This window comes from Brevibacillus laterosporus DSM 25 (assembly GCF_002706795.1).
Lineage (GTDB): Bacteria > Bacillota > Bacilli > Brevibacillales > Brevibacillaceae > Brevibacillus_B > Brevibacillus_B laterosporus.
The window spans coordinates 1,167,247-1,181,528 of sequence record NZ_CP017705.1; the positions used below are offsets into that span (position 1 = coordinate 1,167,247).

Annotated in this window: 20 protein-coding genes; 12 read left to right on the plus strand and 8 right to left on the minus strand. The window is 42.1% G+C overall.

The window, feature by feature from the left end; translation table 11 throughout:
• Positions 1-142 precede the first annotated feature (142 nt).
• The 8 genes from BrL25_RS05535 to BrL25_RS05565 form a co-directional block, all read right to left on the minus strand.
• A complete protein-coding gene (locus BrL25_RS05535; RefSeq protein WP_018671606.1) occupies positions 143-787 on the minus strand; it encodes a hypothetical protein in 645 nt (214 codons plus the stop codon).
• A gap of 269 nt (positions 788-1,056) precedes the next feature.
• A complete protein-coding gene (locus BrL25_RS05540) occupies positions 1,057-2,490 on the minus strand; it encodes a hypothetical protein (protein ID WP_018671605.1) in 1,434 nt (477 codons plus the stop codon).
• The gene (locus BrL25_RS05545; protein ID WP_018671604.1) at positions 2,447-2,647 is read right to left on the minus strand and encodes a hypothetical protein; all 201 of its coding nucleotides are present in this window, start codon (positions 2,645-2,647) and stop codon (positions 2,447-2,449) included. Before BrL25_RS05545 ends, BrL25_RS05540 begins: the two co-directional genes overlap by 44 nt.
• Positions 2,648-2,671: 24 nt before the next feature.
• Positions 2,672-3,259 (minus strand): hypothetical protein, encoded by a 588-nt coding sequence (locus BrL25_RS05550; protein ID WP_018671603.1) that lies wholly within the window; start codon positions 3,257-3,259, stop codon positions 2,672-2,674.
• 3 nt (positions 3,260-3,262) lie between these two features.
• On the minus strand, positions 3,263-3,823 hold the full coding sequence (locus BrL25_RS05555) for a zinc metalloprotease (RefSeq protein ID WP_018671602.1): 561 nt from the start codon (positions 3,821-3,823) through the stop codon (positions 3,263-3,265).
• A gap of 92 nt (positions 3,824-3,915) precedes the next feature.
• The gene (locus tag BrL25_RS05560) at positions 3,916-4,119 is read right to left on the minus strand and encodes an aspartyl-phosphate phosphatase Spo0E family protein (RefSeq protein ID WP_328150451.1); all 204 of its coding nucleotides are present in this window, start codon (positions 4,117-4,119) and stop codon (positions 3,916-3,918) included.
• 285 nt (positions 4,120-4,404) lie between these two features.
• Complete coding sequence (locus BrL25_RS24685) at positions 4,405-4,548, minus strand: hypothetical protein (protein WP_018671601.1); 144 nt, start codon at positions 4,546-4,548, stop codon at positions 4,405-4,407.
• Positions 4,549-5,835 (minus strand): helix-turn-helix domain-containing protein, encoded by a 1,287-nt coding sequence (locus tag BrL25_RS05565; RefSeq protein WP_018671600.1) that lies wholly within the window; start codon positions 5,833-5,835, stop codon positions 4,549-4,551.
• Positions 5,836-6,119: 284 nt separating this feature from the next.
• Between BrL25_RS05565 and BrL25_RS05570 the strand changes: the two genes are divergently transcribed.
• The 12 genes from BrL25_RS05570 (at position 6,120) to BrL25_RS05620 (ending at position 14,280) form a co-directional block, all read left to right on the plus strand.
• Complete coding sequence (locus BrL25_RS05570) at positions 6,120-6,917, plus strand: S-layer homology domain-containing protein (protein ID WP_018671599.1); 798 nt, start codon at positions 6,120-6,122, stop codon at positions 6,915-6,917.
• A 7-nt stretch (positions 6,918-6,924) separates the two neighbouring features.
• The gene (locus tag BrL25_RS05575) at positions 6,925-7,164 is read left to right on the plus strand and encodes a hypothetical protein (RefSeq protein ID WP_018671598.1); all 240 of its coding nucleotides are present in this window, start codon (positions 6,925-6,927) and stop codon (positions 7,162-7,164) included.
• 931 nt (positions 7,165-8,095) lie between these two features.
• Positions 8,096-8,494: a hypothetical protein gene (locus BrL25_RS05580; protein WP_018671596.1), complete on the plus strand. Its 399-nt coding sequence runs from the start codon at positions 8,096-8,098 to the stop codon at positions 8,492-8,494.
• Positions 8,495-9,678: 1,184 nt separating this feature from the next.
• Entirely contained in the window at positions 9,679-9,816 is a 138-nt protein-coding gene (locus BrL25_RS24690) for a hypothetical protein (RefSeq protein WP_018671594.1), read from the plus strand.
• Positions 9,807-10,040 (plus strand): hypothetical protein, encoded by a 234-nt coding sequence (locus BrL25_RS05585; RefSeq protein ID WP_018671593.1) that lies wholly within the window; start codon positions 9,807-9,809, stop codon positions 10,038-10,040. Before BrL25_RS24690 ends, BrL25_RS05585 begins: the two co-directional genes overlap by 10 nt.
• A gap of 43 nt (positions 10,041-10,083) precedes the next feature.
• The gene (locus tag BrL25_RS05590) at positions 10,084-10,617 is read left to right on the plus strand and encodes a hypothetical protein (RefSeq protein ID WP_155803006.1); all 534 of its coding nucleotides are present in this window, start codon (positions 10,084-10,086) and stop codon (positions 10,615-10,617) included.
• Between the two features lie 85 nt (positions 10,618-10,702).
• Entirely contained in the window at positions 10,703-11,395 is a 693-nt protein-coding gene (locus BrL25_RS05595) for a hypothetical protein (RefSeq protein ID WP_018671591.1), read from the plus strand.
• Between the two features lie 39 nt (positions 11,396-11,434).
• Entirely contained in the window at positions 11,435-11,632 is a 198-nt protein-coding gene (locus BrL25_RS05600; protein WP_018671590.1) for a hypothetical protein, read from the plus strand.
• Positions 11,629-11,994 carry a hypothetical protein gene (locus BrL25_RS05605; RefSeq protein WP_018671589.1) on the plus strand — a complete coding sequence of 122 codons (366 nt, stop codon included), beginning with the start codon at positions 11,629-11,631 and terminating at the stop codon, positions 11,992-11,994. The genes BrL25_RS05600 and BrL25_RS05605 overlap by 4 nt, the downstream gene beginning before the upstream one ends.
• Positions 11,995-12,095: 101 nt before the next feature.
• Positions 12,096-12,968: a hypothetical protein gene (locus BrL25_RS05610; protein ID WP_018671588.1), complete on the plus strand. Its 873-nt coding sequence runs from the start codon at positions 12,096-12,098 to the stop codon at positions 12,966-12,968.
• 100 nt (positions 12,969-13,068) lie between these two features.
• Positions 13,069-13,548, plus strand: a complete 480-nt coding sequence (locus BrL25_RS05615) for a hypothetical protein (protein WP_018671587.1) — start codon at positions 13,069-13,071, stop codon at positions 13,546-13,548.
• Between the two features lie 15 nt (positions 13,549-13,563).
• The gene (locus BrL25_RS05620; RefSeq protein WP_018671586.1) at positions 13,564-14,280 is read left to right on the plus strand and encodes a hypothetical protein; all 717 of its coding nucleotides are present in this window, start codon (positions 13,564-13,566) and stop codon (positions 14,278-14,280) included.
• Positions 14,281-14,282: the final 2 nt, after the last annotated feature.

A 14,282-nucleotide genomic window follows, 5' to 3' on the forward strand; every position in this document is an offset into this window, starting at 1 on the left:
TGATATCCCTAATAAGATCAGTATCATTGGGTTTACTTCAGAATTGAAATATAGGTAACCTAATAGACTAAACAGGACGACAGCTGTCAAAAAAGACACCATAGTATAACTCTCTCCTTCCAGCTATCTCTATAAGTAATTACTACCTACCATAGATCGAGATAACTACTGGTACCCAAGCTATATCGACGTTTACACCTTTCCCCTTATTTTTGCTAGTAAGTTTTCTTGCAAATTTTGCGTTTCCCCATGACATAATTGCTGAAGCAATACCTATACTTTGTCCACCTGGAACCAAGCCAGTAAGTGCTGACGCTAATGACCAATCAGTAGAATATTCTTCACACAAAGCGGCAAGTTCTTTTGTTTCTCTATTATTGTATTGCAGTGATATTCCCCACCAAAATTCTTCGTGATCAAATTGAGGATGTACTAGGTCTGTTTTTACTAATTTGTTATTTTGTATTTGATATTCTCCGCTGTTTAAAGCGTCATTGATTGTCTTAACGCCACGCTCGAAAATACTATACGCTTTCTCACCAATCAGTTCCTTAGCTTCAGGATCGAGATGTAGTAAATTATCTTTACCCAAGGTGACATATTGCCCCATGTCAACTTTTAAACCTGCTAACAAGGAGAGTCCTTCTTTGTCCATCTCCGCTTGAACATATTGGTTTTTTTGTTCGATCGACAGATTAGAGTCAATGTTATTTGAAGCTACTGCTGGAATGATACCCGTTGATAACAAGGTTACGGATAATACTCCAGTTAATATTTCCTTTTTCATACATAACACTCCTTCTATAATATACCAAATTGATTAAAAAATTACAAATATTTACTTCATCATCTTGTGAAGATCAGCGTTTATAATGGGGAATTTTAGTCGTCTTCAAAGAATAGCTGGAACACGGCTTTATAATTATTCCCCCTATTGGGCTTTGTAAAGTTTCCCGTACAGCCTATTCATATCGACCAACTAGTGTCTAATTCTTTTAAAAGTTTTGTGAATTTTTGTAAATCGCAATCATTTTGTGCTAAGATAGTTACAATACTTCAATGTTTTACTGTTGGACGTTCCTTACTGAGGGGTTGGGAGCGTCCAATTAATCTTTCATCACGCATCACCTCCTCCAATTTTTTTTTGTATTCTATTTCCTGATGAGCTGATGCTTGGTATCTATGCGCTTCAAATAGTGCTACGCATCGTATGAAATCTTTACTGCCATTCAATACAGTAGATAAAGTCATGCATCTTAATATTTCTTTGATACCACTGTTAGGGCGCTTATTTTTTAAATGGTAAACAGCTAACTGATACCTAAATTGTAGATGTCGATCTACATTGGCTGAATCATGGTAATTATCAAAATAGTTAATCTCCTTCGAGAACTTGTCTAGTATGATGTCTATTGAAAATCCATACTTGTTGGCTGATTCCACGATTGTTATAAAACCAAACAATAATTCTGTTGGGTTATATTCAAGGAATTCCACAAAGTCAGGAAGTATACTTGTATCTCCCATGAGGAGATCTAGCCTACACATGTTAAGCAACGCTAATTTCTTATATTTAGCTACCTCTGCCTGTCCAGACTCGTCAAGTAGTTCAAACCAGCTCAGATCAGCATAACCAGAAACAAATTCCTTGGCTTCTTCATACAGCCCTTGTTTCTCTAAAGATACTGCTTTTAAAAGATAGCCCTGACCATAGTAAGCGACCAAATGACTCTCAAGATTAAGCAGTTCTATTCCGTCACCATTTCCCCTCTTTTTCTTAGACAGCTCATCTTTGTAAACCAAATTAGTAAGTTCTAAAAGTTCGTCCGCAAATTTCTCTACCTCTTTCCATCTACGCAATGTACAACAATGATTTCCTAGTCGTAAAAGCGCATCCAATTGGCAATATATAGACAGTTCCCTCCGAACAGGCTCAAAAATAAGAACAGCCTTCCATAGTGCCTCGGTGTTTGTGCTCTCTGAGAGTTGAAATAGCCGGTAGTGACTCATGATGATTGGTTCTTTGAACATATTTTTTTCGTTATCGACCACTAATTGGTAAAAAAAGATGGACTCCTTCTGTCTCCCTTTGTAAAACAACTGTTCTGCTACACCAAAAAAAATTTTAATTTTATCAGGGTGTTCCAAGAGTAGAGGAATTACCAACTGAATACAATCATATCTCCCTAATTCTGCACATTGCACCAGAAATGATTTCGCTCGTCTGAGAGTAATTTTTACTCTATAGAAGTATTCCTCAACGTATAAATCGTATAACCACCCATCAGGTTTTTCAAACACTTGTCCAATTGCATTCAATTGGTCAAGTGTTAGTTTCCTATACTTATGTCCCTTCAAATACCCACTTAGATGACCAGTATTGATATTGGTCAATTCACTGAGCTTACTAAGCGTGTAGTTATATGATTTGAGATGGTGTTCGATCTCAGCCCGTATTGGACTGGTTGCAAGTTTCTTTAGCGCTGTCATACAAAAGCACTCCTGTTTGATTTTTGTTTTGGGGACTTTCTCCTGTAAGACGCTTACCTTCCAGTGACTTTTCAAAGTCAATTGCTCTCTGAACCTTTTTCTTGTCCCTTTGAAGCTGTGTACAATCAATAGGGTCGGAATCAGCCCAAGCTTGCATATTACTTCCCCCTAAGTCTCAACTTTATGGAACTGACTTTTCGAAAATATCTTTATATTTTTCCACTACTTCATCTCTCAAATTTTGATAGTGGCTATTCTCTGATGCTAACCCTTGTACCTTATCAGACTCATCAATATCAAATTTGCCTTGGTATACACCTAACAAACTATAGTTTTCACCGTCATGAGCCTTTTTTAAGAACAGAAGGTACTCTTTTCCTTTTTCCATAGGTGTAAAACCCTCTATTGTTTCTAAATCGGCTTGATATTTAAAAGAGCTTTCTACATAGGCGGCGGCTTGAAGGACAGGAATAACCTTTGTATCAGCGTCTCCTTTGAGGGTTTTATCAATGATGATATCAGTTTTTGTATAGAATTCTCCAACTCTTCCCTCTGAAGTATATTTAAAGGTTGGCTCATATTCTGAGAAGTCCCTTTCAAGATGTCCTACTACAATATAATCTGCTCCCCTTTCTAACGCTTCGACATTTTTGTAACCTACTACTTTAGCCTCGACCTTCATAATTTTAGATGGCGTCAAAAAGTAAAAGCCACCAGCAACCAATGCAACCGAACAAACAATTGTTCCTGCCAGTTTTTTCATGCTCATTAACTATTTCCCCCACTTCAACTTCAGATTTTTCTCATCATCTGTCTGAATATCTGTACTTAATGCATATGGGTGCATAATCAAATCTGAGTCTGAGTTATTATGTGCTAAACTCAATGCATGTCCCATCTCGTGAGTAAATACGCCCCTTTGTTCGCTAAGCCCAATTCTCGATAGAGTATTGTCATATCCAATAACATCTATGTTGTCCCAAATTTCATCTAGATCATAATCTCTAGCTCCATTGCTAAATGGCATCATAATCCCATATAAATCATCATTATCAGCATTTGTGAGTATCACACTCACTTTTGCACCAGAGTTACCCTCAGTTAGCTTAACCTTTGATGAAATTCCGTTCCAAGCCTCAACTCCAGCTTTCATTACATTTCTTTGATAGGAAGAACTTCCGCCAGCTATTACATACTTGATTTTCTTAACATCTGAAGCCCGTAACCCTCCCGTAAACAGATATTTCTTGCCGTAATCAGCATATGCTACAGCAGAAAAAAGAGATACACATGATAAAGTAGTAACAATTGCAATCTTTAGTTTTTTTCTCATTCGTGCATTTCCTCCTAATTTAAAGGTCTGTCGGACTTCGAATAGCTAAAAACGGCTATTCATATATCGCAAGGGCTTCCGTACAGTCTATTCTAGTCTCGACATTCATTTAGATTTTTTGCCATCTTCTGAATTGCGACAATATATTCGTCTAGTTGTTGACTTATTTGCAACACTGTTGGACTTAAAAATGAACCTTCTGTACGATATAGTTCTACTAATTTTTGCTGGAGGTCTTCAAAAGACTTTAATAAATCATTTTCAGACAGTGAAATAATGCTTTTTCCTCCTTTAATTCGATGATATAATTTTTCTGAACAACGTTTTTAGTTGATCAAAGCGGGGTGTTCCAATTAGTTTAGCGACCGTTGGGACACCCCGTTGTTTAACTGATACCAATTAACTAAATCCCTCCTTTTTCCTGTTATTGATTATTTTACCATCCGTTTAGGGGAATCCCCCTATTTTTTTTTCGAGGAAACGTTCTAACTATATTTATGATGAGCAATAAAATTTTCACAAAAAAAAAGAACGCTATTTATTTAGCGCTCTCTTTTTTATTTGAGGATAAAACAATTGAATTAATGACCAGGATCAACAAAATAAGATTGAGCTTTTTGCGGAGAATTTAATTCTTTAGCACTTGCAGTTTCAGTATTTGCTGTAATGCCTAGAGTCATCACTAAGGCTAACGACAACATCAACATTCCATATGCTTTTCTCAATTATAACCCCTCCTTTTTGTTTGCAATATCAGTATACACCTCTTTTAGTCTTACAACATATTCCAAATCCATTGATTTAGAATTTGCTGTAAACAAAGCTAAAAATTCGGTCATGCATTCTGCAAGTTCTTGAATTGCATAAACAGCTCCAAATGTCTTTAAGCTTAGTAAATATGATCTTGCTCCTTCATTAAATATGCAATTTTTGGTCAAATAATTCCCTTTATACTGGAAGTATTTACCGATAGCTATTTTTTTATAAGGAGTTGTTGGATTTTGAGGTAGAAATTCTGGCTCAAGGTTAAAAATTTCTTCAATCGAAGTAGAATCACTCTCCTGAAGATACAAATCTAATAATTCATTGATTACATGTATCTTCAAGTCACTTTGTACCACTTCATAGCATTTTCTTAGTGCTGGAATAGCTATACTGAAATGTTTCCTTTTCCCTTGTATAATAGCTCTAGTAATTTTACATGAATCGGAAACGAACTCAAATCCGTATTTTTCTAAAAAGTCCAGATGGTACTCTGCCATATCGTAATTTTTCAGGAAACCATAGGAATTTATCATAGATAAATAAGCTCTAGCCTTCAACTCGTTGCTTGAAACATCTAGTCTAAGACCTGCTTCACAATACTCGATACACTCATTATATTTTTTAGTATTATGAGCATGTAAAGCCATTTTAAAGTAATATGTTATCTTTTCATTATCAGATAAAAAATCAACATAGTGAGTGATTTCTTCACCATCTCTAAAGGATTCTTCCAAACGTTTTAAATTTTGTCTCTCAATTAAGTATTTTTGATATAACCCTTTAGCTATGTAATGTGGTAGCCCATGCTGTCTAGAGTACTTCACAATTGTGTTATAGAGCGTTACCTTTGTATCGTTGTTTGTGCTGGAATCTGCAAATCGTTCCAAATGCTCCAGCGCTGAATCTGTTTCATGCTTAATATTTTCTAGGAATTTGATTGCCACTTTATCAATCAAAGAAGGGTTAGCAATTTCTATGGCTTCTTCCAAGAGATCATCGTAGACATCATAACGATATTCTGCCCTGATGCAATATTCAATTATTTCCTCATAAGGGATTTCTAAAACATCGGCAATTGGCTTTAAAGTAGCCAGCTCTGGTCCTTTTGTTTCACCATTTTCAATCTTGGAAATCCCTCCCTTGCTAATGCCAGTTTTTCTGGAAACCTCAGACAAACTAATACCTAAATCCTCTCTTTTCTTCTTTATCAGTTCCCCCAATGTTGTGGAAGTTAAAATTTCGTCCATACAAATCCCCTTCCAGAAAATTAATAAAACGTGATATTTCTTAACATATTACCTTAAATGTATATATTTGTAAATAGTAGTTAAATTATGTAATAAATATCTTAGATTCTGATGAGAAGGGAATTTGTGTTTTAAGGGGGACGATGGAAGTCTGTAGTACGCTCCTAGCAGTGGACGATGCTATAGGTTCCTATAGGTGGATTATCGTGTATTGTCTCGTATATACGAATCAAATCGTTCTATGCTAATATGGGGAAACATCATAAGAAAGGCAGGTAGTAACTATGAAGAAGAGGATTGTACTAGCGATAACACTAGCTTCATCACTGCTTATCGGCTCCACTGCCGCAAGCGCACAGACCTCCAATTTCAAAGATGTGAGTGAGACCCAACACTCGTGGGCGATCAGTTCCATCAGCTTCATGACCGAGAAAGGAGTAGTCACGGGATACTCGGACGGGACATTCAAGCCTGATGAGAAAGTCACCAAAGCCGAGTTTATCTCGATGACTCACAAGCTATTTGACAAGTACAGATCACAGGAGCTAGTTGTGGACAAATTCATTGATGTCCCGAAGAATTACTGGGCGTACACTGCGATCTACGACATGGCACCAATGATGGATACTGGGAACTTCTCTTACTATACAAAGGAAGGTAAGGTGTTCGATCCTGATAAAGAACTTACAAGAATGGGGGTCGTGAACCTTCTGCCTGAAGTTTACAGTCCAATTTCTTTAGACGAAGCGTATAAGAGAGTCTCCAAGATGCAAGACTTCAAGATCGTAGTCTCCGATAACTACGATGACAACAGATACATGTATGGAGTCGATATGACCAACACTGTATTCCCTTTCGTAATTGACTACTTAGACAATGGTACTATGAAAATCTTTGACGATTACACGGAAGTTGTTGCCCCGAAAGTGGCATCCCTTCAACAGCACGGTATCATGACAACATATAATGGAGAATTTGAAGCCGCCGATCAGGTCACCAGGGCTGAAGCCGTGACCATATTACATCGCCTGTACAACCACCTAAAGGATAATGGCGAGCTATCTAAATATTCGAGTAAGTAGGTGTAACATGACAATCGCAATTGGAATCATTATATTCATTTTAATAGCGGCATTCACCCACTCGTATCCTGCAACTAGCTTCATATCTTGCATTCTGATCGGTGTGGCTCTTGCTTACTTAGGAGCTTTGGAGTATCTAATAGATGAAGAAAACGGTAAGCAGGGTTGGCTTGTAGCCGCCGCCTTAGGGTTCGCACTAGGAGTAGTAAGCAAGGTATTTGACAAAGGTGAACCTCAAAACAGATAGCAACGGTCTGATCACGCTCGTACCTATGCTAGGGAAGTGCGCCCTGCCGAACATAACAGTAATCCGCGTAGCGGAAAAACGTATAATACATATAAAGTAAGGTAACATCGTAACAATCACGGAACCGTACCGCACCAAGGTTCCACAAAAAATTCCCTGCTCCCCCAAGAGAGTCGCTTTCCTTATATAAGAGGAACGACTCTCTTTCAATTTGCCCTTCCCCTCTCCCAACACCTTACCAATCCCCCTTGCCAAAGACCCCGCCACCCTCGCCCCAAAACATTTCTCCAAGACAATTTCCTTTCCCCTTTCGCACCATCCGAGACCTCACGAGACACCCCCTTTAGAAAAGACCTATCGCGCATCAAGGTTCACTAAAAATTTCCCATATGTATCATGACACTCCGTGCGCCGATTCGGAATCATTGAAAAAACCAAGACACTGGGGGGAGTACGATTTTGACTTCTGTTTGATTTTATTTTTTATAAAAAAACCTGTTCAAGAGGTATTGCAATCCGACTCTATTGCGTTCTTAGATATGGGTGTCGAATCGGTCGCCACGAACGACTCGAACGAGTAACAACTCGAATGCAAGACATGTGGCAAGGCACGAAATGTGTCTCACGTCCTTTGACAACTCGATACCCGAAACATGCACTACATGTGCATGGGATACGCAACTTCTCTTGCCACACTTATGTGTGTGACATGACGGATTGAACTATGGCAACAGCCTACGCTTTACAGTTCATGCCCAACATGGCGAGGATATCACGCAATACGTCTGCGTTATGACGTGCATAGTACAAGGTGCGAGAGCCGACTGGTTCGGTGGTTACAGATGCCTTGCTATGCTAGAGGTCTGTTCATTCATGGGCTAATCAGGACTACCAAAGGTAGTCAAACCACACCAAAGGAGACTGATTATCCATGATAAACAAAGCTATCACTATGCCTAAATTCGAGAAGGAAGCGGCTAAACGAGCGCAATCAAAGAAGGCACCTGAGAACATGAAAATAAGCGTGAACGACAAAAACAAGCTCATTATTGAGGTTGATTTGAACGTGATTGATAAGGAAGTTCTCACACAAAGCGAGAAGTCTGCCCGCGTAGCATCTACTTTAGGCGGTATTCGCTTGAAAAAGGAAGGCTTTCAGAATGTAGTCTTGAACCTGAACGCCTATATCCCTATTGACGAGTATGTTTCACCAGTACAAGAACTTGCTACACCTGCTACCAGTGTACCTACCATGAGCGAGGAAGATGCTAAACTTTGGGCTGAGTTCCAAGCATTCAAGCAGTTCAAAGCGATGCAAGGCACTAACTAATATCAAGACCTACCCATGCCTATGCTTGGGTAGTCCTGACTAGCCCATGAGTGGCAGACCTAGGAGCCTATTGCACATAATCCGTATTATGTGATGTTGTGGAATTAGCCAATAATCCAATGAGCCGCTATTCCTATATAAAGAAGTCAGTTCAACAGCCGCAATTTGGGTCTAAGTTATTACCACTTCACACACCACGCACCAACCGAGAGCTTGAGCAGAGAAAGCGAAGCCTAGTACTTCTGTACCCACAAGGGTACGTCTAGGAGTGTACCTAGAAGGCTAATATGTAGCGGGTATGAGACTGCATAGGCAAGTACGAGTCACGGGTGAAGTCTATCCATGATGGTGACCGATACCTCGGCAGTCTCTCTTATAGCTTCCTTCTCTAGTGTCATGCTCTTATATGATGGGTGTCTCTTATATAGGAGTGTAAGCATCCAACAGGATACTCTGCCCCCGCCCGCCCCACTTTTGGTATGAGTGTGCCTAGCCATCCCCACGGGATACCGCTCAGGCTTATATAGACATGCCCTTTAATCCCGAGTGCAGTGTGAGTAGTCACATGATACGGTCAACCATACTTTACCCATCTAGCTGTGGTGGAGATAGCTTGAGGTGCCCACTCTCTACCCTATTGGTATACCTGAGTGCCCAAGAAGGCTACCCATACCCACGGCTAGGTATGTTCAAGCTCTTAACTCTTATATATCTGTATCGTATAGCTGAGTTGAGTGCCTGACCATGCCTAGCCCTACCCCCCGCCCCACCCCGATTTGGGGTACGGTGGTGCAGGAAAAAGCATACCCATGAGTACTGCTAGTACCTAAACGGAGTGTGCTTATATCCTGGGTTTCTGGTTGGCATAGATGTGTCAAATTCAAGGAGGAATCAGCGTGACTAAATTGATAGTGGCTTACTTTGGCAAAGTCGGCGGACTCATCGAATATCTCAGACAACTTATAGCTGAACAGGAAAGGAAGGGTGCCTAATATGCTCACAAGGACTCAGCAGATCGTGGCAATTAGTAGGCTATCCCGAAGACTAGCATTCAGGAATCTATATATCTATGGTCAACTATCGCCCAAGTGACTCATCTTAGACACTGCTAGGGTATCTAACCTTCTGGTTAGGTATCCCCATGGAGTGCCTACGAGCACTACTAATTCACCGAGGTGATTGGTGTGAAATTTAAAGATTGGTTTGATGATGTAGTCGATGTGGAAACCCCTGATGAAAACGATCGGAGTCACTGGATTCAGAATGACGAACGCTACCTAGTCAAGGCGGTACAGGAGGGAGAGGAACTGAAATGGGTGTAATGACTCTTGATAGATCCACCTCCATCTTATCAAGTACCCAAGGGTTGCTTGAGAAAGCGATAGAGAGCAATCGTTTCAAGATCGCTAACCTTTCCGATAGATTGATGAACGGCAAGGTTAGCATAGATGAGATAGATGCAGTTGAGTTAGAGCTGAGGGAACTTAGAGAGCAAGGAAGACGATTGAACTCACTACAAGTTGAGCTGAGAAGATTGATGGATTAGACACTACTAAGGTACCTCACCCACCCGTGGGGTACCTAAAGGAGTGCCTAAAGGCACCAAAATAACTAGCCCCACTGAGGGCAAAAAGGAGAATGTACACATGGAAAACGTAATCGTAAAATCGGTAGCTAACAACAAGGCAATCATCGAGGTAGACCTATCGCAAGACCTGGGCGTATCTGGTAGCGGCAAGAACATCCTTATCGCAAAAACAGGTTCCAATATGCCAATCGGTGCGGGCGGTGTGAAGATCAACCTGAATGTATACAAGGCTCTGCCTAAGAGTGCAGAAGAACCTGCGATTGACTTCAAAGGAGCCAAGGCTGAGATCGGCTTTGCAGGTGGTACTGCCAAGGTAGCAGGTTCTAAGCTGACTATTGCGGTTGACCTGACCTCTGACCTTGGTGAGTCGGGTAGCGGCAAGAACATTCTTATCGCCAAGACAGGTAGTAACCTGCCGCTGTTTAAGACCATCAAAATGAACCTGAACGTATATAAGCCTGTACCTAAGACACCTGCCCAAGCACCTATCGACCTATCGAAGTCGGATAAGCCCGAGCAAATGACATTGGTGTAATAGATGCTACTAGGGTACCTCCACCATGGTTGGGGTATCCGATGGAGCACCTATGAGTGCTACTTATACGATGAGGTGAATGTTTATGAAAAAGAAAGCTATGACTGATACGGCTCTGTTGGTGATTGAACAGGACACAATACCTGATAGCCCCCGCAACTGGGACAATCTTGGCAAGATGGTCTGTTGGCACAGCCGCTACTCCTTGGGTGATAAACATACCCATGATTCACCACGTGACTTCCTGATGTCGCTTGCTGTTGATTATGACGAAAGTGACAGAGACTTGGACGAGCTGAAGGACTACGAGTTGATGGAGATTATCGACCCTCATATAGTCATCCTCCCCCTGTTCTTGTACGACCACAGCGGAATAACGATGAACACAACTGGGTTCTCTTGCCTTTGGGATAGTGGTCAGATTGGTTGGATATATGCCACAAAAGAGGCGTTCCGAAACGAGACAGGTTACACCGAGGAGGAACTGTTCAAAGGTGGCAAGGCTAAGGAGATGCTAAGGAACGAGGTTAAGGTATACGACCAGTACCTAACAGGTGATGTGTACGGGTTCACCTTCGCAAAGATAGACACCGAAAAACTGGGTAAGTACCTTGAGCTGATCGGTGCCGAGCGAGATGACTTGAGTGAGGATGAGCTGAACCGATTTCTCACTGATAAGGATAGCTATTGGGGATTCTACGGTAGCAACCCTGTAGAGAACGGGATAGCCGAGAACATCCCCAAAGAGTACCACCATATGTTTGATGCACTGCAATAAGACGAGCCTAGATGAGCTGAGCTAAGAGGAGATAGAAAAATGAGAAGTTTAGGAATGAGAGTGAGATTCAACAAGGATGAGAGGGTACGTATTGAGATTGGAGACCATGCAGGGATGTACGGTAGGGTCGCCCCCTCCCCTGACGGTACTAAGTACAACTGGAAGAAGGAAGTATTCATCCAGTTGGAAAGCGGTGAAACCATCAAAAAATTTAAAAACGAGGTGTGCAAAACATGAGCTATAAATACGGATTGAACGGAAACGACCTAAACTGGGATGCTGTAACCTGCCTGAACAGCTTCACCCTTGAGCTTGAGCAAGCCATACTTCACGGGGAAGCTGAGCTTGACGATGAGGGCAATGTTACTGACCGTTACTATCAATCGGTCAGCGACATGAACCCTACCATCGTATACTACCCTGGGGATGCGATAGAGTTCAAGGATGTCGCAGGGAGCGGCAAGAACTTCCTTGAGTTCGTCCCTTGGTTCCTTACTCATGACACCAACAGTGACTTTGTTCAGGCTAACGGTGAGGTACCTGATGAGTACTACACCGAGGAGTACCTGAAGGATAAGCGGGAAGCTGAAGCCGCATAGACACTGCTAGGGCACCCCCCCCCCAAAGGTGAGGTGTTCCAATGGAGTACCTATGAGTGCCAAGAGCACGAGTACTACTACCACGATGAGGAGCTGTTCTCATGAACACTAAGAAACTGGCTAATTATGAACCTGCAATCATCCTGACCAAGGACTTCTACACCCATGAAGGTGTTCCGTACCACGTAGAGAGCCGCAACGCTAAACGCGGTGAGAAGATTATCACCACAAAAACGATAGGTCATTACAAGAAAGGTCAGGTGTATGAGGTATCTGACTATAACCGTCAGGAGGTTTTAGTTAAGAAGGACGAAGGTTTAATCCAAGTGTTACATAGTGAGTACTCGGTGCTTGTACCTATGATTGAAGCCAAGCCCCTCCCCACCTCGGTATACTCCCCTTCCATGCTGAATCAGCTTGAATCGAGTGGTACCCCTATTTTCAACTGGTATAACCACACTGTTCTTGACTTCGGTGAGGTTGAGGACGGTCACACCCTAGTCATGAAGCTACCCGCAGGTGACCACATTACGGTATGCGGCATGATTATGCGTGACCGCAAGGATGTGATTGTTGACATCCAGTATCACGGTGAGAACGGTCAGCAAATGATTGGATTCACTCCGAATGGTACACCGAGGGTTCAGGAGGATAGGATTAAACACAATCTATACAGCCTTGACCTAAGGGCTTCCAACAAAGAGAAGCCGTATGGTAGCTATAAGGATTTGTCCTACCGAAGACTGGACGAGGTAATCATGGACATATCCATTCAGGTCGGTGCTTGGATAGCCCTAAACCAAGACAAGATGCCTGACGGTTACGACTCCCGCCGCCTCCTGAGTGAGATTCACGATTGGGCGGTAGAGTTCGAGAAGAAGTTCGGCACCCAAGCACGGGATGACTACTACAACAGGGTGGATAGGTTCACTCAGAATAAGATCAGCCAGTGGGCAAAAGAATACACCGAATAGTCGGACACCGTTACCATACCCCACCCTGCCGTGGGGTATAGGATAGGGTGCCTGATTGCCTAGAGCAACGCCACCACTAAATAGCATGAGGTGACTTTAGATGTCAAAATTTGAAAATGTATTGGAAGCAACTAAACACTGGGTAAGGGACTTCAACTCTATCCCGCAATCATTCATCCTCCGCACTTTCCCTTACGGTCTGGATGACAGCCACATTGAGGTACTTGCTACTGATCTTACATGTGACTATTGCGGTTGTACTGAATACACCACAGAAAGCTCCGATGATGAAGATGACGACACCTTAATCTGCATGTCATGTGGGCGTAACGAGTTCCATGAAGCCCGCGACTTCCCTATGTGGGGAACTATGTGGACGTTCGGTGACTCTCTCGATACTGACTGGGTACGAAATCATGGCGGTCTCGAAGCCATGCGAGAGTGTGGCTTTTGGGTGTACGATGACGATGATTTAGGTATCTTCTTCGGCATCAATGGTGCAGGGTACAACTTCTACGAAAGCCACTGGGTTCCACTTTACAAGAAGCGTGGTCTACGGTGGCACAATGAAGCGGTGTAGGGAGGATTGACCTAAATGGACAAGGCAGCCTATGATAAAGTCGTGATTGAAGGTCAGTTTGCTGACGCATTATGTAAGAAGTACGACATGATGAACTACGCTACTAGCAGTGTATTCGCACTATTTGGAGTCCTTAGCAACTTCAGGTACCCCCTACTGAGGGGTATCTTGAACCTAGATTACGGTGGTAAGGATGATATGGAGATAATCTTTCACCTTGAGGATGACCAATCAGGTAACGGTCACTTTAAGATGAATAAGCCTGTAGAAGACCTTATCCTTGAGTGGAAGACCTCAGGTACGGAGATCACTCTCCTAACCACCCCTCGCAACCCTGGTGATCGTGATAAGCTAACCGATATAGCTCGTTACTTCAGCAACCTATTCAAGGCAGTCATGCAACGTATGACTGACAACACTGTTAAGGTTAAGAAGCAAGAGAGCAAGGTACCCAAGATCAAAAAAGGCAAGGTTAAAGGTAAGAAAAGTAAGAACCGCACGGTATACATTAGGCAGACCACCTACAGAGTAGTCACCCCTCCCCCATCCCCTACTGAGGAACGGGAAAAGAGAGATTATGAACGTCACACCCACAGATGGACTCGGAAGGGTCATCACCGTAGGTTAAGGAACGGTGAGGTAAGATGGTTCCCTGAAAAGGAGATCATCCTCGACCCTGATGCTGTTAAGGAAGCTAAGACCTACAAAATACAGAAAGGTAAAGGTGAGTAACC

Excerpts from the sequence above, each read along its gene's own strand:
- BrL25_RS05570 (WP_018671599.1), top strand. The coding sequence starts at position 6,120 with ATGAAGAAGAGGATTGTACTAGCGATAACACTAGCTTCATCACTGCTT.
- BrL25_RS05545 (WP_018671604.1), bottom strand. The coding sequence starts at position 2,647 with ATGCAAGCTTGGGCTGATTCCGACCCTATTGATTGTACACAGCTTCAA.
- BrL25_RS05565 (WP_018671600.1), bottom strand. The coding sequence starts at position 5,835 with ATGGACGAAATTTTAACTTCCACAACATTGGGGGAACTGATAAAGAAG.
- BrL25_RS05580 (WP_018671596.1), top strand. The coding sequence starts at position 8,096 with ATGATAAACAAAGCTATCACTATGCCTAAATTCGAGAAGGAAGCGGCT.
- BrL25_RS05585 (WP_018671593.1), top strand. The coding sequence starts at position 9,807 with ATGGGTGTAATGACTCTTGATAGATCCACCTCCATCTTATCAAGTACC.
- BrL25_RS05550 (WP_018671603.1), bottom strand. The coding sequence starts at position 3,259 with ATGAGCATGAAAAAACTGGCAGGAACAATTGTTTGTTCGGTTGCATTG.
- BrL25_RS05615 (WP_018671587.1), top strand. The coding sequence starts at position 13,069 with ATGTCAAAATTTGAAAATGTATTGGAAGCAACTAAACACTGGGTAAGG.
- BrL25_RS05555 (WP_018671602.1), bottom strand. The coding sequence starts at position 3,823 with ATGAGAAAAAAACTAAAGATTGCAATTGTTACTACTTTATCATGTGTA.
- BrL25_RS05600 (WP_018671590.1), top strand. The coding sequence starts at position 11,435 with ATGAGAAGTTTAGGAATGAGAGTGAGATTCAACAAGGATGAGAGGGTA.
- BrL25_RS05535 (WP_018671606.1), bottom strand. The coding sequence starts at position 787 with ATGAAAAAGGAAATATTAACTGGAGTATTATCCGTAACCTTGTTATCA.
- BrL25_RS05595 (WP_018671591.1), top strand. The coding sequence starts at position 10,703 with ATGAAAAAGAAAGCTATGACTGATACGGCTCTGTTGGTGATTGAACAG.
- BrL25_RS05540 (WP_018671605.1), bottom strand. The coding sequence starts at position 2,490 with ATGACAGCGCTAAAGAAACTTGCAACCAGTCCAATACGGGCTGAGATC.
- BrL25_RS05610 (WP_018671588.1), top strand. The coding sequence starts at position 12,096 with ATGAACACTAAGAAACTGGCTAATTATGAACCTGCAATCATCCTGACC.
- BrL25_RS05620 (WP_018671586.1), top strand. The coding sequence starts at position 13,564 with ATGGACAAGGCAGCCTATGATAAAGTCGTGATTGAAGGTCAGTTTGCT.
- BrL25_RS05575 (WP_018671598.1), top strand. The coding sequence starts at position 6,925 with ATGACAATCGCAATTGGAATCATTATATTCATTTTAATAGCGGCATTC.
- BrL25_RS05605 (WP_018671589.1), top strand. The coding sequence starts at position 11,629 with ATGAGCTATAAATACGGATTGAACGGAAACGACCTAAACTGGGATGCT.